The following is a 21,058-nucleotide window of genomic DNA, read 5'->3' on the forward strand; positions in this document are numbered from 1 at the left end:
CGATACACCTTAACAACATCGCCTCTGTTTACAGTGGAGTGAGCAAACGATCGCAAACAGCTCAAGACCTGTAACATGACAAAGTCGCCTCGCCCTCTTCAGAACCCGTCGAATGATCCATCAACTCAGGATGCCCAGATCAGCGCGTGGGCAGACAATGTCATAACCCTGCTGGGCCTGAGTGAGAGTTCAGCAGAAGACGGACAGACAGAACCAGATTTCGACCATCCCCACATGGCCGCCAGCAGCCGGTTCACCGTCAGCAACGTCGAAGAAATCAGCTCCTCAGAAGACGAGGAGAGCGATGACGAGTTGGAGCAATCACCAACGCCTACAGCGTCGCCCACCAACAGGTTCACAGTCAGCAGCGTCGACGAGCCAATCCTCTCTGAGGATGAAGAGAGAGACGCAGAGCCGGAACAACCTCAGCCCGCCGCAAGCCGGTTTGAAGTCAGCAATGTAGACGAGGACAGCCCCTCAGAAGATGAGCTGGAGCAACCACCAACACCCACAGCCCCGCCTACCAACAGATTCACAGTCAGCAGTGTCAATGAGCCAAGCCTCTCTGAGGAGGACGAGAGCACGGAAGCATCATCAACACTACCTCTCCCCTCCGACAATCTCAAACGCGCCAAACGACTGGGTGCAGGATCATTCGGAGAAGTGAGCTTGTACACGGACGAAAAAAGCGGAAAGTCCATTGCATTCAAAACCGCGCGGTCACAAAAAGGCAAAGACGCCCTGCAAAAAGAAGCCCAGATCTACGGGAAGCTGATGGCCGTTGGCCCGCACAAGAACGTTGTACAGTGCTACGGAATACACGAGATCGACGGCGAAACCGGCCTTGCTATGGAATATGTGGAAGGCTGTGAAGCAGGTGACCTCTTCGAAGGAGCCGAAGAACTCCTCCAAGAGAACAAGCTCAGCCACTCTCAATATTGGGGCGCTTTACAGTTCATGGCGAATGAAGCGATTGACGGACTGAAGCATGTCAACGCGGCAGGCATCAGTCACAATGACATCAAAGGGGGCAACATCCTGTTCGACAAGAACAGCCAATCTCTCAAGATCGCTGATTTTGGTTTTGCAGGCACTATTGGAGAAGATCCACTGGACTTCGGCACCCCGGAATATTCCAGCCCGGAAGCCATCGCCGCCGCTTTCAAAGACGCAGAGGATCGTGACCGCCTGGACGATAAACAGGACGGCTATGCCGTTGGCCAGATGGTATATGGTGGAGGTGAAGGTGAAGCCAATCTTCTGGGCGCACCGGATTGCGACAGCCCTTATGCATTCGCCCTCCATGTTGTGCGCAAACTGAGCAACTCAAAATCTCAAACCGGCGAAGAAAACAGCCCGGAGAAAGCCCTCACGCCAACAGATGATCCTGATCTGGCTGGCGAGCCCGGTTATTACAACGAGAGTTACGAGTCCGAGTACGCCCGCTTCGTCAACAATTCCATGCAGATCGATCCGAAGAAGAGAAGCAGTCTGGATGATATGCAGCAAAGCCAGTTTTTACAGGATCCGCTCCTGCAACCGGACGAAGCGAAAAAAGTCCTCGACTTCATCATGCAGCAAACCAGCTCCAAATCTGCATAGGATAAAAGCTAGCTTCATACGATCAGAACCGGGCAACACGCCTAGCGATTGGACTTTGGCGGCTTTTTCTTCGCATTCCTGGCAGTCTGCCGCTCATCACTGGCAATCACCACATCCTGAGGCTGGGAAAGCTCAATCAGATTGCCGTCGGGGTCGCGAATGTAGACAGACAGGATCGGCGAACTGGCACCTGTGCGGAACACAGGCCCCTCCACAATCGTCACGGCGGCAGCACTCAACCGTGCAATGGCCGAATCCAAACTCTCAACCAAAAAGCAAAGATCTGCAGTCCCCGGCACCTGTTCCTGCGCGATCGGAGTATGATCCACATCGATGGGCTGAAGGTTGATTTTTTGCTGCCCAAAATGCAGGGCCCGCCGCCCGCCTCCGAATATGATCTCCTCCATACCCAGTACATCCTGATAAAAACGACTGGTACGTTCAACATCATGAACGGTAAGCACGACATGGTCGAGAGAAACCAACCTCATCACTCGCTCCTTCAAGCGCATGCCAAAAACTGACTGTCAGCTTCCATAGGAACGCGCAAAATCTGCAACAGCTTTTTCACGACCAACCATAACCCTGCCTTGCACAAGGAACCAACTCCTAGTTTCAGGCGAGATGAACAAAAGGTACACTGCCTATTTTTTAACCATTATGCGCAGTGTTTGTGCACCAGATATATTTCAGATGCAGTTTCCCATTACTATTAAGGGAGCAAACTGCCCGCTTTCGCGGCTTTTTAAGAAAATTTCAAAACTGGCACGGTTTCTGCATTCATATTTCCGTAAGTTTTGAATCGCGAACTTTCTGCACACGCGCTGATCATTTTTAAGAGCATGCCAGATCAGCAGCGCACGCAGATACAAGACGAACTGAGAGTGTGAAGACCATGAAGAAAATTGAGGCGATCATTAAGCCGTTCAAACTGGATGAAGTGAAAGAAGCACTTCAGGAGGTTGGTCTTCAGGGGATCACCGTTACCGAAGCAAAAGGATTTGGCCGCCAGAAGGGTCATACAGAACTCTATCGTGGCGCCGAGTACGTGGTGGACTTTCTGCCAAAGGTTAAGGTGGAAATCGTTCTCAACGATGATCTTGTAGAAAAAGCTGTAGAAGCCATTCGCGACGCCGCACAGACCGGCCGCATTGGTGATGGCAAGATTTTTGTCTCCAGCATCGAAGAAGCAATCCGTATTCGTACGGGAGAGACGGGCGAAGACGCTGTTTAACCCAGAGTTTCACTAGGAAATCACGAGGACTGAATGAGTTAGGGGCAACGATCCCACACGCTTGGTCTTCCAGTTTACAACACTGCGCCACTGGCGATTTTAATAAGAGGAATAGGAAGTTATGACAACCTCCGCTGATGTCTTGAAAGAAATCCAGGAAAAAGACGTAAAGTTCGTAGATCTTCGTTTTTCTGATCCGCGCGGCAAGCTGCAGCACGTCACCATGGATATCTCCCAGGTGAACGAAGACATGTTCGCAGAGGGCGTCGCATTTGACGGTTCTTCTATCGGTGGTTGGAAAGCAATCAACGAATCCGACATGATGCTGATGCCAGATCCGGAAACAGCTCATATCGACCCATTCTTCGCGCAGTCCACCATCTCCATCTTCTGTGACGTTCTCGACCCACGCACAGGCGAAGGTTACAACCGTGACCCACGCATGACAGCCAAGCGCGCTGAAGCCTATGTAAAAGCATGTGGCGCTGGCGACACCGTATTCGTTGGCCCGGAAGCTGAATTCTTCATCTTCGACGACGTTCGCTTTGCAGCAGACCCGTACAACACCGGCTTCAAGCTGGATTGTTCTGAACTGCCATCCAACATGGACAGCGAATACGAGTCCGGTAACCTCGGTCACCGTCCACGCACAAAAGGCGGTTACTTCCCAGTACCACCAATTGACAGCGCGCAGGACATCCGCTCTGAAATGCTGACCGTCATGTCCGACATGGGCGTTAAAGTTGAAAAGCACCACCACGAAGTGGCAGCTGCTCAGCACGAACTCGGCATGCAGTTCCAGACCCTGACAACCTGTGCTGACCACATGCAGATCTACAAGTACGTGGTTCACCAAGTTGCACACGCTTATGGCAAGTCCTCAACCTTCATGCCTAAGCCAGTCTTCGGCGACAACGGCACAGGCATGCACTGCCACTTCTCCATCTGGGAAGACGGCAAGCCAACTTTTGCTGGCAGCCAGTACGCTGACCTGTCCGAGACTGCTCTGTACTTCATCGGCGGTATCCTGAAGCATGCGAAATCTCTGAACGCATTCACCAACGCTTCTACCAACTCCTACAAGCGTCTGGTACCGGGCTACGAGGCTCCAGTTCTTCTGGCATACTCTTCCCAGAACCGTTCTGCATCCTGCCGTATTCCATTCACATCTTCTCCAAAGGGCAAGCGCGTTGAAGTTCGCTTCCCGGATCCTTCCGCAAACCCATACCTGGCGTTTGCTGCACAGCTGATGGCTGGCCTTGATGGCATCAAGAACAAGATCCATCCTGGTGATGCAATGGATAAGAACCTGTATGATCTGCCAGCAGAAGAACTCTCCGAGATCCCAACTGTTGCAGCATCCTTGCGTGAAGCTCTGGAATGCCTCGATGCAGACCGTGAGTACCTCAAAGCAGGCGGCGTATTCGATGACGACCAGATCGACGCATACATCGAACTGAAGATGGAAGAAGTCATGCGCACAGACATGACCCCTCACCCAGTTGAGTTCGACATGTACTACTCAGTCTAAGTTTTGAAGGCGCCGCTCTAACTCCAATGCACATGACGTATCCCCGAAGAGTGCAGACAAAACTTCGGATCAGGATACGTCCTTAAAGAGCGGTTCCATCATTTAGGCACCATAAAACCCCGATCGTTTCCGGTCGGGGTTTTATTTTTTACCATCGCTCAGATCTAATCTGGCGATACAAACCTGCATCAGCAAAGCAGAGAGCTTACCAGCCGCCTTCTCTCATCTCCGCAGAGATCTCAAGGCGCACTCGATCGCTGGTCAATGGTGCAAACTTGCCAACACCAAAGTCACTGCGCAAAATCTCTCCCTTGCCCTCTACACCGATCCACTGCCCCTGATAGTAATCAAAGTAGCTTCCCAGCGGATGCGGGCCATTGTGTTTGAGCTGAAAGTCCAGTTCCACCGGATGCTTCTGGTCCCTGATGGTCAGGTCCCCCACCAATGTCACAGCTGTTGCCCCGGTCTGCTTGACGGATGTGGAAACGAAAGTGATCTCAGGAAATTTTTCCGCATCAAAGAAGTCAGAGCCTTTCAGATGCTCATCCAGCGGCTCAACACCCGTATCCACGCTCGCCGGATCAATGGTCACACTGACTTTCGTTTCTTCAATCTTTGCCGGATCAAACTCCACTTCCCCGCCAACAACCTTCCACTCACCAGATTGCTCTGTCAGTCCCGCATGATTGTAGTAAAACCGAACCTCGGTATGGGTCGGATCAAATTTGTAGCTCGCAGCCTGCGCTGTCGCTGTGAATGCAAGTGACGCCGCAACAACGGCGAATTTCGTGAAATGCTTCATGCTTTTCCTGCCTCATATCCCTGTTTATCACATAAAAACTGTAGTTTTCTGCAAATACATATCCATTAACTTGTTGATTTTTATCATTTTAATATATATGCATGTATATACATCTAAATGAACAAAAACCTTTTTCAAGAGCGGAATGCGCAAATAACGAGGATGTGATGTCTGTCAGCAAAGAGTCAGTTTCTCTCTGGATCGCTCTCAACCGAGTGCAAAAGACCATCTACACCGATATCGAAGGCGCCTTCAAAGCAGAGCGTTTCCCCCCTCTCTCCTGGTATGACATCCTCTGGGAACTGGAGAATGCACCCGATGGCTTGAGGCAATTCGAGCTGGAGCAACGTGTCCTCTTCCAGCAGGCCAACCTCTCACGTGTTATCCAGTCGCTCGCCAAGGCTCAGCTGGTCGAGAGTAAACCCGCCCTCAAAGACAAGCGCGGCAAGACCCTCTTGATCACTTCAAAGGGAAAAAACCTCCGCGCCCAGATGTGGCAAACCTATGAGCGCATGCTGGAAGAAAAACTCGACACTAGAATCAGCAATGAAGGCGCGATCCAACTCGCAGCAGCCTTAAAGACGCTAGTTTAAATTATTTCATCGATCAGTGGATCATGACACCAAACATTGGCTTTGTGCGCAACACAGCGCCTCTACACAGCAACGCAAGAAAACACGAAAGAACGCAAACCAACGCACATTTCAACGCAAAAAAGGAAATGTCATCACGGCGTCACGAAACTGCGTTTAAGTGCAATGAGGTTATCAGTATCTGACCGTGCTGATTAGACCCGCACACTCTTCAAAGGCGACCCTCCCGGGTCGCCTTCTTTTTTGCGCTTTTTTAGAAAAATAGAGTGCCTTCACTAACGCAGCACTAACTATTTTTTCCCCCATCCCTTGAAAGAAAACCCAAGCGTTCCTAAGTTAGGTACAGGTCAACAAAAGGAGAGACAATGACTCCACCGGACCTGCATGTTGTACGGTTTTTATAAAGGCAATTCGGCACTTATGACGACCCTCTGCAAGATGCTACAATATAGCAAAACTACAAAACGGCCTGAGCGACTGAGCGTCATCAGACGGTAAGCACGGATCGAACCCGGACGTACACGGGCGGAAATCATATCAAACGCCCCAGCATATAGCCTTGAAACGGTAAATCGCGGCGATCCAACTATAAAAGCAAAACCCCGTTAAGACCTTCGAGAAGGACGCGGGGTTTTCTTTTGGCCATTGCAATGTAGTCCGCACTCTCTAAAATATACCAATTACATTCATATTTTAGAGAAAACAATGACTGCAGCAGCCGACACAATTGAACTTCTCCCTACGCTCCCATCCCTCAACATTCAGGAAACAAAGGCGTTTTACGCCGACAAGCTCGGCTTTTCCAACGTCATTTACGAACAGGACGACTTTCTGATTCTACGCAGAGACACCTTGGAAATCCACTTCTGGCTCACCACAGAAAAGCACTTGTGCAACAACAGCAGCGTTTATTTCCGTGGAGGACCTATCGCCGATCTTCACGAAGAATATCGCAAACTCGGACTTCCGGAAGACAGCAAGAGCGAACCCCGCTTCACACCACTCTCCAAACGCCCTTGGGATATGGAAGAGTTTTACATCCACGATCCTCACGGCAACCTCTTGAAATTTGGCCGTATTCCGCTCTGAACAGAACACAAGGGAAACACATCTGCGTCGCGGAGAATTCACTCAACACACTCAAACACCAAATTCTCCGCACAATCTCAAATCACCAACACAGCTTTTGAGCTTTGCCAGAAAAAACGAGTGAATCCCGCTGAAAACTCAGGTATAGACCTTTCAACTTGAAAATACTCAGTAAATTGAACAGGCTTGACCAATGAGCTCATATAAATCCGAATTTATGCGGACAATGGAAGAACGCGGCTTCCTGCACCAACTCTCTAACGCAGAAGGCCTGGACGAACTTTGTGCGAAAGAGACCGTAACCGCATATATTGGCTTTGACTGTACAGCCTCCAGCCTGCACGTTGGCTCCCTTGTACAAATCATGATGCTGCATTGGTTCCAGAAGACCGGTCACCGACCGATTACCCTCATGGGAAGCGGTACAACACGCGTTGGCGACCCGACCGGTAAAGACGAGAGCCGCAAAGTTCTGACCGATGAAGACATCGAAGGCAACAAAAACGGCATCAAGCAAGTCTTTGAAAAATTTTTGCAATTCGGCGACGGCCCATCTGATGCAATGATGATGGACAACGCCGACTGGTTGCTCAAACTCAACTACATGGACTTCCTGCGTGATGTTGGCCGCTACTTCTCCGTCAACCAGATGATCCAGCGCGACAGCGTGCGCCTGCGTCTGGAACGCGAGCAGCATCTGTCGTTCCTCGAATTCAACTACATGCTTCTGCAGGGTTACGATTACCTCGAAATCCATCGCCGCACAGACTGCCGCCTGCAGATGGGTGGCTCCGATCAGTGGAGCAACATCCTCTCCGGCGTGGACCTTGGCCGCCGTCTTGCAGACAAAGAACTGTTCGCCCTCACCACCCCGCTGCTCACCACAGCATCCGGCGCAAAGATGGGCAAAACCGCAGCAGGCGCCGTATGGCTCAACGCAGACATGCTCAGCCCCTACGATTACTGGCAGTTCTGGCGCAACACCGAAGATGCTGACGTCGAGAAGTTCCTGAAACTATTCACCATTTTGCCAATGGACGAGATCAAACGTCTGGCAGGAATGGAAGGCGCAGAGATCAACGAAGCCAAGAAGGTTCTGGCAACCGAAGCCACCGCCCTGCTCCATGGCCGTGAAGAAGCCGAGAAAGCCGCTGAGACCGCTCGTAAGGCGTTCGAAGAAGGCGCTAATGCCGCTGGCCTGCCAACCATCGAGATTGCCGCTGCAGAATTGAAAGAAGGCCTCGGCATCCTCAACGCATTCGTCACCGCAGGCCTTTGTACGTCCAACGGAGAAGTTCGTCGCAACATCAAAGGCGGCGCTGTTCGCATCAACGATAAGGCAGAGCAGGATCACAACCGCTCCATCACCGAGGCAGATCTGACCGATGATGGCGTGATCAAACTTTCCCTCGGCAAGAAAAAACACGTTCTTGTAAAGCCAGTCTAACAATCTGACAGCACACTGTTTTTGACAAAGCCGGGTCTTTCGCCCGGCTTGTTCTTTGCCCGCAAATACTGCAAGTTTAAGCAATTGCGTCCGATCTGCTGCACCTGGAACTAGGCCGGATAACCTAAAGTGCTTCTGTCGTATTCAGGAGCAGCCCTCATGGCGGTGCAGGATTGGAAGGCACAGCAATACTTAAAGCACGCAGCTTATGTTGCGGATTTTGGACACGATGCGCTTGAGTTGCTCGCAGTCCAACCCAGAGAAAGCATTCTGGATCTGGGATGTGGCGAAGGCACATTAGCCGAGGAAATCCAAAGCCGAGGGGCAATCGTAACTGGCGTCGACACCGCCGAAGACATGCTCCAACAAGCAAATGAAAAAGGCATTAAAACCTGCCTGATCTCAGGCGAGAAGCTCAATTTTGACACTGAGTTCAACGCAGTTTTCTCCAACGCCGCCCTCCACTGGATGCAGGATTACAAGGGCGTCATTCGCGGTGTGGTGAGAGCACTCAAACCGGGAGGTCGGTTCGTTGGTGAGATGGGATGCGACCGGAACTGCCGTATCATCCGATCTGCCATGGAAAACGTATTTGCCGAAAATCCCGCTTTCGGTCCCTACAAAAGCCCTTGGATTTTCCCGCCACCGGAAACTTACATGCGAGCGCTGAAAGAGGCAGGTTTCTCAGTTACCTACCATACAGAAGTAGAGCGTAAGACACCGCTGGAAACCGGAATGAAGGGATGGTTGCAGCTCTTTACCAACAGCCTTACAGAGCAGCTGAGCGAGGCCCATAAAAAGCGATTTTACAAAGAGACAATTAAGCACCTCAAACCACTGCTTTACTCAAGAAGCAAAGGCTGGGAAGCAGACTACGTTTGCATGCGCTTTGCAGCCTACCTCCCTCTCAAACCTACTTAAATTCAAAGATGCGGCGGAACACACCCGGTGCAATCGCAGAGACCGGATTGACCTGGAACTTAGGCTTCTCAAAGGTGCCGTCCAGCTTATAGGTCACACCAAACAGCCCTTCATCAGAAGAGCCCCCACCAAGAATAAGACCGATCACCGGCAGCTTTGCAAACAGATTGTTCAAAGCATAGGCTGGAACAAACGTGCCTGCCATATCCAACTGACGGCTCTTCAGGTTGGCATCCCCGCTAAAGGTCCCGCCGATAATGGCACCACTCAACGTTCCCTTGGAAACGTTAAGAATATCGCCATTGCGCGAGAACTGCATGCGCATTTTCTGGAACGACGCTTCACCAGAGTTCACTGCAGCAGAATACACTTCACTGTTCCGCGTGCCGCGAATTTCCTTCGGCTTGATCCCTTTCAACGCTTTAATCGCAGGATCTTCCGTAATGGAGAAATCATTTACAGTCAGCTGACCAGCCCAGTTGGTATCACTTGGCATCTGAATATCCAAACGCCCGCTACCACCGCGCATACGCGGGAAGAGATCCATAAACCGCAGGAACTCGCCTGCATTGTTCAGCTTCCCTTTGGCAAAGCGATGCTTCCCCTCTCCGCCCACGGTGAAGTTGAACTGGCCACGGCTGGATGTTGCACCCGAAACGACAAGGTTCACAGCACTCTCTCCACGGAAAAGCCCGTCAACACGCACGTTTTGAGCCTGCACGCCTCTAAAGCCAATCAAGCGCCTAAACGTAAGATCAACCGCAATCAAATCCCGCTTGCGCTTTGCCGCAACAGGCGCATTGTCGGCTCCAAATGAATCCAGCAATGCACGACCATCAAAACGATCCGCATTCATCACGACCTGGTACCCACCACCACGACGAGGCCGAATGGTCATCTTGGCCTTGTCGTTGGGCCGCAGATTGAACGCAGAGAAGTCAGCAAGGGCCAGCTTTCCATTGCCATCAATCTTCAGGTTGCCGCGAACTTCAACACCTTCAGACAGGAATGAGAAGTTATGAAGCGTCCTGGCATTGCCATTTTTTGTAACACGGAACCGTGCGGTTGCACGAACACCCGGAGCCTTACTCCAACCAACCTCACGCACGTTGATCGCAGCTTTTGAAAGGTCCAGCTCAAACACCTGCGCGCCGCCACTATCCTCGTAACTGACTTTAACAGAACCTTTGACGTAGCCCTGAAGATCAACGCCGTAGTCAGTCAGATCTTTAGCATTGGCAACAAACGTCACGCCCTGCCGGTCTTCAGCCCCACTACCATCGCGGCTGGTGCTCAAGTCAATCTCAGACTGGAAGCCATTCAGCTTCCCCTTGCCTGAAATCTGGGTTTGCTTTGTATCCGCTTGAACGGTCAGATTTGCATTTTCAATGGTCTGCCCTGAGATTTTCGCTTTACTGGTAAAATCCTTCAGATCCAGATTAGCCCGCCACTCAACATCTTTAACCTTGAGATTCTTGAGGAGTGGGAACGAGGCTTCAACACGGACTTCACCCATGCCAGAAAGGTCTGCTGGCACGACACTGAAACCCTCCAACGCATTTATAGGTTCAGCGTCAGCTAGCACACCCAAATCATCGGCACGCCCCGTCAGCAGCACAGACAGTTCAGCAGGCAAAGCGCCTGGTGTTGCGATATTCTTGATCCCAAACTGAACCTCTGGCACCTTCACGATGTTCCCGTCTTGCATACGGAAATGACCATTGCTGCCGGAGATCGTGAAATCTTCGTTCTCGATCTTACCAGCCCCGGTAAGGTCTCGCACCACAGGCAGAGTCTTGAGCGCTTTGACTGAGCCATCAATCACATCAAAGGATGCTGTAAGGCCATCCCCCTGCCACGCAGGTGTACTCCGGTCTCCATCAAAGGCTTCAGGCCCAAGCGCCAGATCCAAGGCAATATTATCAACCCGACCAGGGCCGAGATGGTCGATCAACCAATTACGAGTTTTCGGCGCCGTGACTGTCGGCCAAACCTGCAACACTTCGCCAAAGCTCAGGCTTGGGCTGTAAACTGAAAGCGCTAGGGATGGACCCGGTTTCCCGTAGTAGAACGATCCTGCAACATTGATGTCAGCATCAAGTCCGACAGCACGTGCGCGCTCAATAGAGATCAAGGAGTTCGTCGGATCAAACGTCCCCGCTGCATAAGCATCAGGAAACAGCAGCGGCGGTGATTTCACATCCGCTGGCGCCAATACAATTTCGCGAGAACCAAGAGAATAGCTCCACTCCGCTCCTTCGGTTACAGGTGGCTGCACAACGCCGCCAAACACAACGCGCGTGTTTTTACGGCGCAGATAAGAGCGCCCGATAACGATATCGGGATTATCGCGCTGCAAATTGAGGTCCAGAAATGCTTCGTCAATGGTGATAGAATTATCAGGAGCAGTGCGGATGAAGATTGGAGAGGTACGAACATTCATATCCGCACCAACAAACTCTCCTGTCGCCCAAAGTTCAGCATTCGCTTCAACAAAAAGACGCGTATTCGCAAGCTTGTCATCTCGTGCAAAGCTGTGCGTTGGCAGCAAATCTCGCAGTGAGGCATCACGCAGATTGACGGAAATGTTTCTCGCACCAGTTTCAGGCGTAACAGTACGCTTCAGATCCCATGACCAGTCCCCTTCACGGCCTACGATCTTGGCATTCACTGCGAAGGAAAGGTCATCTAGCAACACGGCATTTGCATCAATGCCGTCAGCAACAAACTCTTCACCCTGCGCATTGATCACCAGTCGCCCATACTCAATAGCAACTTTCTCAAGATGCCAGCGCTTGAGCTCCTCAACAGCAATCACACTAAACTTGTCGATCGCCACCACGCGGTTTTGCACCCGTGGCAACGGTTCTGATCCACTCGCCAGTTTGATGGTCGCAGAAGGTCGCTCCAGCGCGACACTGGTGATTTCCAGATCACCGGTCAGCAGCCCAGACAGATTGATGCCGATCTCGGCCCGCGGAAGCAACACAGTCGCAGCAGTGCGTCCTTTGACGCGAATAAGAGAGTCTTCCAGGAGAATACGGCTGCCGTTTTCGCCAAACAGATTAAACTGCGCACTACCAACGGTGACATTCAGCGCTTTACTCTCGAACTGTTTGATTGCCCAATCTACCAGATAGGGAACAGAAAACGGGCCACTCATCACCCGGTAACCGCTAAAACCAAACGCTAAAAATAGAAAAACGCAAACAACACCCCATATTACGCGTCGCTTAAAACGACGTGTAACAGGAGAGCTCTCAAGCTCCGCTGTGGTCCCAACATCAACAGCCAGAATCTTATTCCCTGTTTTAGTGGTACGTTCGATTTTGACCGAATCGTAACCTGCGATAGCATCGCGTGATCACAGGTGCTCTGCAAGATTAATTGCTTATCTACACCATACTCAAAAAAACGGCGTCCCAAGAGACCAAATGGCCCCCAGGAGCAAATAAAGAATGCCTGATACGAAAGATGCGACACCTTCCTTACCGCAGGAAGGCATGCTGGCACCGGATTTTACCTTAGCCACAGATTCGCAAGGACAATTCACTCTATCAGAACAAACTGGCCAGTCGGTCGTCGTTTATTTTTATCCAAAAGATGACACACCAGGCTGCACAAAAGAAGCAATCGCCTTTACCGAAAATGCGGCTGAGTTTAAAAAACACAATGCAGTTATCATCGGCATTTCGCCCGATACACCACTAAAGCATGACAAGTTTAAGGCGAAACACGGACTTAACGTCACACTTGGGGCAGATATCGAGAAAGAAGTTTGTGAGGCCTACGGCGTCTGGGTGGAAAAAAACATGTACGGAAAGAAGTACATGGGCGTTGAACGCTCCACATTTCTCGTTGATAAAGAAGGCAAGATTGCCAAGATTTGGCGTAAGGTCCGCGTTCCCGGCCACGTCGAAAAGGTCTTGGAAGAATTACAAGGTCTGAGCCAGTAAAGAATGCCAAAACTTCCAGGCAAGAATGATGCAGATGCGTTTGCAGGGCAAGCGCATCTATCCCTCCCTGAAAACACCAGCGTAAAGTCCCTTAAGGATGGCGCACGCCAAATCCTCGAGACACCTGATTTGGACCTAAAAGTCGCGCTTGCATACTACGTTGCAAATCAATGGTTCAAAGGTGCCTTGTCCATTTCCCGTGGGACAGGCGAGAAGCCCATGCCGGATCGCCCTGGTCGCCCGGCAAAGCCTGAACTTCTCCCACCACGAGACATGCCCAAACGTGCGGTTGGAGGGAAAAACGGCAAGGTCGCCCTGCTCCATTCCCTAGCTCACATCGAACTCAATGCCATCGATCTCACCTGGGACCTGATAGGTCGCTTCACCGATGTGCCCATGCCACGGTCCTACTACGACGACTTTGTCCGAGTTGGATTGGAGGAGGCAAAGCATTTCACACTCATCCAAGAACGCCTTGCAAAACTTGGGCACGCCTATGGCGATCTGCCAGCCCATGACGGTCTCTGGCAAGCAGCCCAGTCAACCGGCAAGGATCTGATCGCACGTCTGGCGATTATTCCGCTCGTGCTCGAAGCTAGAGGCCTCGACATCACCCCATCCATGATTGAAAAGGCCAACGCCACTGGGGACGAAGATACCGCGAGCGTCTTGCATGTGATCTACCACGATGAAAAAGGGCATGTTGCGTATGGAGCAAAATGGTTCCGCTTCATGTGTGACAGGCACCGTGTGCGCCCTGAGCCACGTTTTCAACAGCTCGTAAAACAGCATTTTAAAGGACCACTGAAGCCCCCGTTTAATGACAGAGCAAGATCTGAAGCAGGCCTCACTCCAGGCTTCTATCGCCCGCTCATCAAATTGACCCAATGATACACTGCACTTAGACTTTATTAACCATAACTAACTTTAATTGAATTTAACAAATCATTTCCAGTAGGCAAACTGAGCAAGTGGTCATCCGATGAAGCTTTCCAGGTGCAGTGAGTTTTCTAACAATTACAACCAATTGAAATTGGATGGCCCAATGTGGCTTTCGCGCATCACATCTGAGCTGCGCGGAATTCCTCCAATGGCCTATTGGGTTTCCGGTCTTGCGGCAACGGCAATCGTCTCCGCAGTATTGGCAAGCAGCTTTCAACAGTCTCTCAGCGAGATGCGACTTAATTCAACATTATCCAGAGAATTGGCGCTCCGTGAAAACTATGAAAGTGAAATTCGGGACCTTAAATTTCAGCTCGGTGAGATGCGTGGACGGTTGGATCAGGATACATCCGGCCTAAGTGCCTCTGCTCGCAAACAACAAGCACAGCTATTACGACAGTTTCAGGAAATCGAAGCGCTGGTGACATTGGCGGAACAATCAAACCTCGTCCTCTCCGCCATCCCGCCTTCTCCAAAACGCAAACCGCAACAAAGACAAGTCAGTACTGCACACAACAACAAACTATCTTTTGCGCCACAGAAAAACAGTGCTCCGCTCGATATTCTGAAAACACTGTCAGGCAAGCAGTCCACCGCGCCACAGCCAGCTGCCCCTCACAAAGACTTCTACGCAAAGCAGGCGCAAGGGCAATTCTTGCTCACTGCTTACACACAAGCGGCAATGGACGACATTAAACGTGCAAACACGCTGCTAAAGAAAGCCGGCGTTGCACAGCCTGTCTTTGTCACCCCAAGTTCATCTGCTGGCGGCATCTATCAGGACATTGGGTCTGCTGATTTGGACAGCAGCATGATTGCTGCCCGCCGGATCATTGAACAACGCATTGAGTTGAATACCAAAGTGGATGCCTTGCCATTTGGCCGCCCGCTCTCCAGCTTCAACATCTCCAGTGCATATGGAGCCCGAACAGACCCGTTCCTTGGCAAACCCGCAATCCACACTGGTCTGGATTTCAAAGCACCTCGCGGAACCTCAGTCAAAGCAACCGGCACCGGCATTGTCTCACTCTCACGGTACAACGGCGGCTACGGCCTATCAGTGGAAATCGTGCACGACAACGGCCTCGTCACCCGCTACGCTCACATGCACAAGCTACTCGTTAGCGAAGGTCAACGCATCAACATGGGCGATATTATAGGGACTGTCGGCAATACGGGCCGCTCAACAGGGCCTCACCTCCACTATGAGGTGCGGCTCAACGGCAAGCCAGTCAACCCAATGCGCTTCATCCGCACCGGCGACAGGCTAGCAGCGATTTTCAAGCCCAAAAAACAAACCAAAATCGCACTCAATTTGCCATAAGACCATTCACTACACAAAAAGCCCCGAAACTAAGTTCCGGGGCTTTTCTAATTCACTAGAGAAGATAAGGCTTAATCCAGATCTTCAACCGCAGCAGGCGCGTTGCCGAATGCACGGTGAGCCAGTGTTGCTTCCATGAACTTATCCAGATCACCATCCAGAACGTCAGAAGGCGCAGTGCTTTCCACGCCTGTACGCAGATCCTTCACAAGCTGGTACGGCTGCAGAACATAAGAGCGGATCTGATGCCCCCAACCGATATCGGTCTTGGAAGCAGCATCCTTGCTCGCCTGATCTTCACGGCGCTGCAACTCAGCCTCATAAAGACGTGCACGAAGCATGTCCCACGCAGTTGCGCGGTTTTTATGCTGTGAACGCTCACTCTGACACTGCACCACAATACCTGTTGGATTGTGCGTAATACGAACAGCAGAGTCTGTCGTGTTCACGTGCTGACCACCAGCACCAGAGGCACGATAGGTATCAATGCGGCAATCGCTTTCGTTGATCTCGATATTGATGCTGTCATCAATAACCGGATAAACCCAGACGGACGCAAAGGACGTATGGCGACGAGCATTGGAGTCATATGGAGAGATGCGAACAAGGCGGTGAACACCTGCTTCGGTCTTCATCCAGCCGTAAGCATTCTCACCCTTAACAAGCAAAGTTGCAGACTTGATGCCCGCTTCTTCGCCGTCATTGTATTCCATCAACTCGACCTTATAGCCGTGCTGTTCACCCCAACGGCGATACATGCGCAAAAGCATGCTGGCCCAATCCTGACTTTCAGTACCGCCAGCACCGGAATTGATCTCAATATAAGTATCATTTCCGTCGGCTTCACCAGAAAGCAAGGACTGCAATTGCAGCTTATTGACCTGTTCTAGCATAGCTTTCAAAGCAGCTTCAGCCTCGTCAACAACGGACTGATCATCTTCCATCTCGCCCATCTCAATCAGTTCCTGATTGTCAACGAGATCCTGCTCAAGCTTGCGAACACCGCCAATGCTGTCATCCAGCTGCTGACGTTCACGCATCAGTTTTTGCGCATTCGTCGGGTCATTCCAAAGGTTTGGATCTTCAGAAAGCGCATTGAGTTCATCTAGACGGACAAGTGCAGTGTCCCAGTCAAAGATGCCTCCTCAGCAGGCTTATGGCCTGCTTGATTTCGTCGACGATGGCCTCCATTTCGGCGCGCATCGGATACCTCACTTTTTTGAAAAACAACTGTGCAGTCAATAACACTGCGTCGGGTGCGAACATAATCGCAGCAAACGATTTCCGCAATCAGCCAGACCACAGAAACTGTGGGCTGGTCATGCAGTTAGCAAGACCAGCCCACGAAGTTTTTAGTAAAGTCCACCTGTGCCGGACATAACGGCGCGCCCAGCTTCCGGAGACAGATCCTGACGGATACCAATCTCATCCTGGAAGCCAATGACAGAGTAACTGTCTGGTGGCGATGTACCCGGCTTGAAGGATTCCAGAATAGTACCTGGAGCTCCGGCACCAGCCCGTAGACCAGTACGGCGGTTGATAGACACCAGCCGTAATCCGTTAGGTACACGGAACTCCAACGGAGGCGCATCCTTTAGAGCATCCTTCATGAAGGCAGTGAAGATTGGCGCAGCAACCTGACCGCCAGTCGCACCGCGGCCCATCTTGCGCGGAGTATCATATCCAACGAAAACACCCACAGTCAGTTCTGGCGTAAAGCCAACAAACCATGCATCGCGCTCATCATTGGTGGTACCAGTCTTACCGGCAACAGGACGACCAACAGCTTTAACACTTGTCGCCGTACCGCGCTTGACCACACCTTCCATCATCGAGGTGATCTGGTAGGCGGTCATAGGATCAAGCACCTGTTCACGAGTATCAATAAGCTCAGGTTCCCCCTGATTACTCCAATACTCTTCGGAGCAGTCTGTGCAAACAAGCTGATCGTTCTGATAGATAGTCTCACCATAACGGTTCTGGATACGGTCAATCAGAGTAGGCTGCACTCGGCGCCCGCCATTGGCCATCATGGAATAAGCTGCTGTCATGCGCATCACGGTGGTTTCACCAGCACCAAGAGACATGGATAGCACCGGCATCATATTGTCATCAATGCCAAAACTGCGTGCATATTCAGCAACCAAATCCATGCCCATATCCTGAGCAAGACGAACAGTCATTACGTTACGGGAAAGTTCAATACCTGTCCGCAGAGTAGATGGGCCGTAGAATTTGCCACCATAGTTCTGTGGCTTCCATGGGTCCTGCCCCGGTCCTTGTTCAATCTCAACAGGCGCATCAAGCACCACTGAAGACGGCGTATAACCATTATCCAGTGCAGCTGCATAAACGAATGGTTTGAACACAGATCCCGGCTGACGCCATGCCTGTGTTGCACGGTTAAACTGGCTTTCGGCGTAGCTAAAACCACCAACCAGCGCGACAACGCGGCCAGTATTCGGATCCATGGCAACAATAGCACCCGAAACCTCAGGCACCTGCCGCAGAACATACTTGCCACTCGCCTGACGCTGGACGTAGATCACATCACCTGGGCTCAGCACTTCTTGCACATTGCGAGGAGCACGCCCGTTGACGCGAGCCCATTTCATATCACTCAGGGAGAGATCTGCACGGACGCGCTCAGTAGAAAGCTTCCGGTTTGCCATCCGCTTTGGACGAAGACCTACAACGGCTTTCTGATTGCTCACAGACAGAACCACTGCACTTGTCCACTCAGGAACATCGTTCAGTGTCTGAACTTTGGCAAGAGCGGCACCCCAGTCGCTGGAGGTGATTTCAATCGTGCTGATCGGGCCGCGCCATTTACCGCGTTTATGGTCAAAGTCTACCAGACCGTCACGCAGTGCCTTACGCGCCTTCAACTGCATTTCTGGATCAAGGGAAGTACGAACGGACAAACCGTCCTCATAGAGCTTCTCTTCCCCATACTGACCGGCCAACTGACGTCGAACAGCCTCAGAGAAATACTCAGAGCCTTTAACGAGGTTACCGGTTGGACGCAGTTTAACGTCAAGAGGCTTGGCCTTGGCTTCAATACCTTCTTGAACCGTCACATAGCCGTTCTCAACCATACGGTCGATAACCCAGTTCCGGCGCTCTATCGCACGGTCCCGGTAGCGGTATGGGTGATAGTTGGACGGGCCTTTAGGAACAGCAGCGAGATATGCAATCTCTTCGAGTTCCAGCTCGTGAACAGATTTATCAAAAAGGATCAGGGAAGCAGCACCAACACCGTAAGCACCAACACCGAGATAAATCTCATTCAGATAGAGCTCAAGGATCTCTTCTTTTGTAAATGCTTGCTCGATACGCAGAGCAAGAAGCGCTTCTTTGATCTTGCGCTCATACTTCTGCTCGCCGGTCAGAAGGAAGTTCTTCGCAACCTGCTGCGTAATCGTGGACGCGCCAACAAGGCGGCGTCCAGATCCGCTGTTACGAACATTGGTGATCACCGCACGGCCAATGCCCCACGGATCGATCCCGATGTGTTCATAAAAGTTCTTATCTTCAGCAGACAAGAAAGCTTGCTTCACACGGTCCGGAATAGCCTGAATCGGAATAAACAAACGCCGTTCACGCGCGAACTCATACATCAGATGTCCATCAGCAGCATGCACACGTGTCATGACTGGTGGTTCATAATCCTTCAGCGCGGTGTAGTCCGGCAGATCCTTGGTTATGTCATTGAGATAAATCCACAATCCGGCTGCTGCAATCAGCCCCAGAACAACTGAAATCCCAAAGAGATATCCAATGAACTTTAAAAATAATCTCATATTCGGGCTCGTTTGCTTTCCCGCTAAGAATGTTCGTATGGTGAAGCCAGCATTCCAGAGCCAGTTTCAAACGCCGTTCCTGATGCATTTCCCGTTAAGGGTCAAGAGGTCACGTCCTGATTGAATGCAGCAGAATCGAATCCAGACTTCACTGTTACAGTTTGGCACCCAATCGCTTTTCATTATGGCAAAGCTGAGGCAGGAACTTAGCCTTTATCCCACTGCAGCAGCGACATATACGCACCCGAAAAACAATCACACCAAACGGCTACTGCTGCGCAATTCTAGCCCGAAAGAAACCGTTCGTCGCTTGAACAATCGCATCCGACACGCGTTCTCGCCACTCATCAGAACCTAACATTTTCTCATCCAGATTATTGGAAAGAAATCCAAGTTCAATCAAAACAGACGGAACATCGTGGCTTTTCAGCACTTGGAACCCCGCAGAACGAAGAGGATTTTTAATAACTGTTGTGGCGCTTTTAAGTTCTTCAACCACCAATCGCGCAAAATGAATCGAAAAATTCTTGGTTTCGCGGCGGGTGAGCTCGACCAGAATATCTGTAACCTCTTCAGGTTCATCAGAAAAATCGACGCCGCCAATTACATCCGAGTAGTTTTCACGGCGTGCCAGCGCAGCTGCCATTCGGTCAGATGCTCGCTCTGAGAGAGTGTAGATTGAGGCCCCACGTGTCGTCTCTGCCCCATTTGTGATCGAATCCGCATGAATGGAGATGAACAGATCAGCCCCCTTCCCGCGCGCCAACTTGGTCCGGTTTCCCAAAGAGATGAATTTATCATCATCACGGGTTAGATAGACCTGATAGTAGCCAAGTTTATCCAGTTTCTCTTTCAAAAACCGACCAAAATTCAGCACGATCGCCTTTTCAAGCGTGCCATTACTGCCAACTGCTCCAGAATCAACACCGCCATGCCCCGGATCGATAATGATCACAGGCAGATCGTTTTCAGCCCTTGCAGCTGGGTCTTGAGTATCTTGCTTAGGAACGGATGCCGTTGCCCCAATGGGCTGCGCATGTGAAGTAGCCTGACCAACAGCAGCTTCAAACTCATCAGGAGAAGATTCGGTCAGATCAATAACAAGCCGTGTCGGCTGATCTTGCACACCGGGCAGCAAAAAAGTTTTATCCAAAGCGACCGGAGAGTTGAGATCCAGCACTACTCTGGAACGTCCTTTGGAGATGGAGCCATACCGCCAGGACCGAACTAATCCCCGCCCTTTTGGCACAAAGTCTCTTGGAAACTCGAAAGTGACAGACGGAAGGTCAATCACCAACCGATAAGGGTGGGACAAGAATGAAAGGTTATATCCAACCTCACCATCCATATCCAGAATGAAGCGCGTCCGTGCCAGATCTCCGGCAACACGTGCATCAGAAACGACCGAAACCGCGTTTTGCGCTGATGCAGCATTACTCATGGCAACAGTTGCAATGAGAGAAAACGCGACACAATAAAAGCTGAGAGCACAGAACCTGAATGCATGACTGATGCGGCTCACCTTTTCACTCCCCTATAGAAACACTGGCAATTTAGTTTAAATCAAGTTGAACGATTAAAACACGATTAAGCGAAAGTCACCCCGCCAAACCTATCATTAAGCATTGATTAACAACTGCAGCTTTCGTAGCAAGACATCGCCAGATCGATTTTCCCAAGCTTGCCAAGCGTCTCGAGGGATCGTAAAAGGTTTACTAGGACTTCGATTTGGAATTGTTCCGTAAAGTTGTGAGCCATATTTTTTGAAGCTGATATCCTGAGATTTTCGCAGTTTTCAAACTGATCGAAATGTT

16 protein-coding genes are annotated in these 21,058 nt (G+C 51.0%); 10 read left to right on the plus strand and 6 right to left on the minus strand.

Annotated features, from left to right (window positions below):
* Window positions 1-75 precede the first annotated feature (75 nt).
* Complete coding sequence (locus tag PsAD26_RS17680; RefSeq protein ID WP_063311502.1) at window positions 76-1,602, plus strand: protein kinase; 1,527 nt, start codon at window positions 76-78, stop codon at window positions 1,600-1,602.
* A gap of 41 nt (window positions 1,603-1,643) precedes the next feature.
* Here PsAD26_RS17680 and PsAD26_RS17685 read toward each other — a convergent pair whose 3' ends face one another.
* Complete coding sequence (locus tag PsAD26_RS17685) at window positions 1,644-2,093, minus strand: VOC family protein (protein WP_063311503.1); 450 nt, start codon at window positions 2,091-2,093, stop codon at window positions 1,644-1,646.
* 404 nt (window positions 2,094-2,497) lie between these two features.
* Here PsAD26_RS17685 and PsAD26_RS17690 point away from each other — a divergent pair, with 404 nt between their 5' ends.
* Window positions 2,498-2,836, plus strand: coding sequence for a P-II family nitrogen regulator (locus tag PsAD26_RS17690; RefSeq protein WP_057461792.1), 339 nt, complete (start codon window positions 2,498-2,500; stop codon window positions 2,834-2,836).
* A gap of 121 nt (window positions 2,837-2,957) precedes the next feature.
* Window positions 2,958-4,367, plus strand: a complete 1,410-nt coding sequence (gene glnA / locus PsAD26_RS17695) for a type I glutamate--ammonia ligase (protein WP_063311504.1) — start codon at window positions 2,958-2,960, stop codon at window positions 4,365-4,367.
* Between the two features lie 205 nt (window positions 4,368-4,572).
* On the opposite strand, the gene PsAD26_RS17700 is transcribed toward glnA, so the two are convergent.
* On the minus strand, window positions 4,573-5,169 hold the full coding sequence (locus PsAD26_RS17700) for a YceI family protein (protein WP_063311505.1): 597 nt from the start codon (window positions 5,167-5,169) through the stop codon (window positions 4,573-4,575).
* 167 nt (window positions 5,170-5,336) lie between these two features.
* Between PsAD26_RS17700 and PsAD26_RS17705 the strand changes: the two genes are divergently transcribed.
* From PsAD26_RS17705 to PsAD26_RS17720, 4 genes are all read left to right on the plus strand, one after another.
* Window positions 5,337-5,762: a MarR family winged helix-turn-helix transcriptional regulator gene (locus PsAD26_RS17705; RefSeq protein WP_063311506.1), complete on the plus strand. Its 426-nt coding sequence runs from the start codon at window positions 5,337-5,339 to the stop codon at window positions 5,760-5,762.
* Between the two features lie 705 nt (window positions 5,763-6,467).
* Window positions 6,468-6,851: a VOC family protein gene (locus PsAD26_RS17710; protein ID WP_063311507.1), complete on the plus strand. Its 384-nt coding sequence runs from the start codon at window positions 6,468-6,470 to the stop codon at window positions 6,849-6,851.
* A 193-nt stretch (window positions 6,852-7,044) separates the two neighbouring features.
* The gene (tyrS, locus tag PsAD26_RS17715) at window positions 7,045-8,298 is read left to right on the plus strand and encodes a tyrosine--tRNA ligase (RefSeq protein ID WP_063311508.1); all 1,254 of its coding nucleotides are present in this window, start codon (window positions 7,045-7,047) and stop codon (window positions 8,296-8,298) included.
* A gap of 159 nt (window positions 8,299-8,457) precedes the next feature.
* Window positions 8,458-9,219: a class I SAM-dependent methyltransferase gene (locus PsAD26_RS17720; protein WP_063311509.1), complete on the plus strand. Its 762-nt coding sequence runs from the start codon at window positions 8,458-8,460 to the stop codon at window positions 9,217-9,219.
* Here the strand turns inward: PsAD26_RS17720 and PsAD26_RS17725 are convergent.
* On the minus strand, window positions 9,212-12,382 hold the full coding sequence (locus PsAD26_RS17725) for an AsmA-like C-terminal domain-containing protein (RefSeq protein ID WP_063311510.1): 3,171 nt from the start codon (window positions 12,380-12,382) through the stop codon (window positions 9,212-9,214). The genes PsAD26_RS17720 and PsAD26_RS17725 overlap by 8 nt on opposite strands.
* 295 nt (window positions 12,383-12,677) lie before the next feature.
* Between PsAD26_RS17725 and bcp the strand changes: the two genes are divergently transcribed.
* The 3 genes from bcp (at window position 12,678) to PsAD26_RS17740 (ending at window position 15,441) form a co-directional block, all read left to right on the plus strand.
* Entirely contained in the window at window positions 12,678-13,175 is a 498-nt protein-coding gene (gene bcp, locus PsAD26_RS17730) for a thioredoxin-dependent thiol peroxidase (RefSeq protein WP_063311511.1), read from the plus strand.
* A gap of 3 nt (window positions 13,176-13,178) precedes the next feature.
* Window positions 13,179-14,066, plus strand: coding sequence for a ferritin-like domain-containing protein (locus tag PsAD26_RS17735; protein ID WP_063311512.1), 888 nt, complete (start codon window positions 13,179-13,181; stop codon window positions 14,064-14,066).
* A gap of 154 nt (window positions 14,067-14,220) precedes the next feature.
* On the plus strand, window positions 14,221-15,441 hold the full coding sequence (locus tag PsAD26_RS17740; RefSeq protein WP_063311753.1) for a M23 family metallopeptidase: 1,221 nt from the start codon (window positions 14,221-14,223) through the stop codon (window positions 15,439-15,441).
* Between the two features lie 71 nt (window positions 15,442-15,512).
* Here PsAD26_RS17740 and prfB read toward each other — a convergent pair.
* The 3 genes from prfB to PsAD26_RS17755 form a co-directional block, all read right to left on the minus strand.
* Window positions 15,513-16,644, minus strand: a protein-coding gene (gene prfB, locus PsAD26_RS17745) for a peptide chain release factor 2 (RefSeq protein ID WP_152986604.1) whose coding sequence is annotated in 2 segments (ribosomal slippage) — window positions 15,513-16,574 and window positions 16,576-16,644 — 1,131 coding nt in all. Because the reading frame shifts where the segments join, the coding sequence is not laid out codon by codon here.
* 149 nt (window positions 16,645-16,793) lie between these two features.
* On the minus strand, window positions 16,794-19,244 hold the full coding sequence (locus PsAD26_RS17750) for a penicillin-binding protein 1A (RefSeq protein ID WP_063311513.1): 2,451 nt from the start codon (window positions 19,242-19,244) through the stop codon (window positions 16,794-16,796).
* 268 nt (window positions 19,245-19,512) lie between these two features.
* On the minus strand, window positions 19,513-20,766 hold the full coding sequence (locus tag PsAD26_RS17755) for an N-acetylmuramoyl-L-alanine amidase (RefSeq protein ID WP_063311514.1): 1,254 nt from the start codon (window positions 20,764-20,766) through the stop codon (window positions 19,513-19,515).
* Window positions 20,767-21,058: the final 292 nt, after the last annotated feature.

It is taken from the genome of Pseudovibrio sp. Ad26 (genome assembly GCF_001623285.1).
In the GTDB taxonomy this organism is placed as follows: domain Bacteria; phylum Pseudomonadota; class Alphaproteobacteria; order Rhizobiales; family Stappiaceae; genus Pseudovibrio; species Pseudovibrio ascidiaceicola.

Bases quoted from the DNA above. Each gene is read 5' to 3' on its own strand.
- PsAD26_RS17680 (WP_063311502.1), top strand. From the start codon at position 76: ATGACAAAGTCGCCTCGCCCTCTTCAGAACCCGTCGAATGATCCATCA.
- PsAD26_RS17685 (WP_063311503.1), bottom strand. From the start codon at position 2,093: ATGAGGTTGGTTTCTCTCGACCATGTCGTGCTTACCGTTCATGATGTT.
- PsAD26_RS17690 (WP_057461792.1), top strand. From the start codon at position 2,498: ATGAAGAAAATTGAGGCGATCATTAAGCCGTTCAAACTGGATGAAGTG.
- glnA (WP_063311504.1), top strand. From the start codon at position 2,958: ATGACAACCTCCGCTGATGTCTTGAAAGAAATCCAGGAAAAAGACGTA.
- PsAD26_RS17700 (WP_063311505.1), bottom strand. From the start codon at position 5,169: ATGAAGCATTTCACGAAATTCGCCGTTGTTGCGGCGTCACTTGCATTC.
- PsAD26_RS17705 (WP_063311506.1), top strand. From the start codon at position 5,337: ATGTCTGTCAGCAAAGAGTCAGTTTCTCTCTGGATCGCTCTCAACCGA.
- PsAD26_RS17710 (WP_063311507.1), top strand. From the start codon at position 6,468: ATGACTGCAGCAGCCGACACAATTGAACTTCTCCCTACGCTCCCATCC.
- tyrS (WP_063311508.1), top strand. From the start codon at position 7,045: ATGAGCTCATATAAATCCGAATTTATGCGGACAATGGAAGAACGCGGC.
- PsAD26_RS17720 (WP_063311509.1), top strand. From the start codon at position 8,458: ATGGCGGTGCAGGATTGGAAGGCACAGCAATACTTAAAGCACGCAGCT.
- PsAD26_RS17725 (WP_063311510.1), bottom strand. From the start codon at position 12,382: ATGAGTGGCCCGTTTTCTGTTCCCTATCTGGTAGATTGGGCAATCAAA.
- bcp (WP_063311511.1), top strand. From the start codon at position 12,678: ATGCCTGATACGAAAGATGCGACACCTTCCTTACCGCAGGAAGGCATG.
- PsAD26_RS17735 (WP_063311512.1), top strand. From the start codon at position 13,179: ATGCCAAAACTTCCAGGCAAGAATGATGCAGATGCGTTTGCAGGGCAA.
- PsAD26_RS17740 (WP_063311753.1), top strand. From the start codon at position 14,221: ATGTGGCTTTCGCGCATCACATCTGAGCTGCGCGGAATTCCTCCAATG.
- PsAD26_RS17750 (WP_063311513.1), bottom strand. From the start codon at position 19,244: ATGAGATTATTTTTAAAGTTCATTGGATATCTCTTTGGGATTTCAGTT.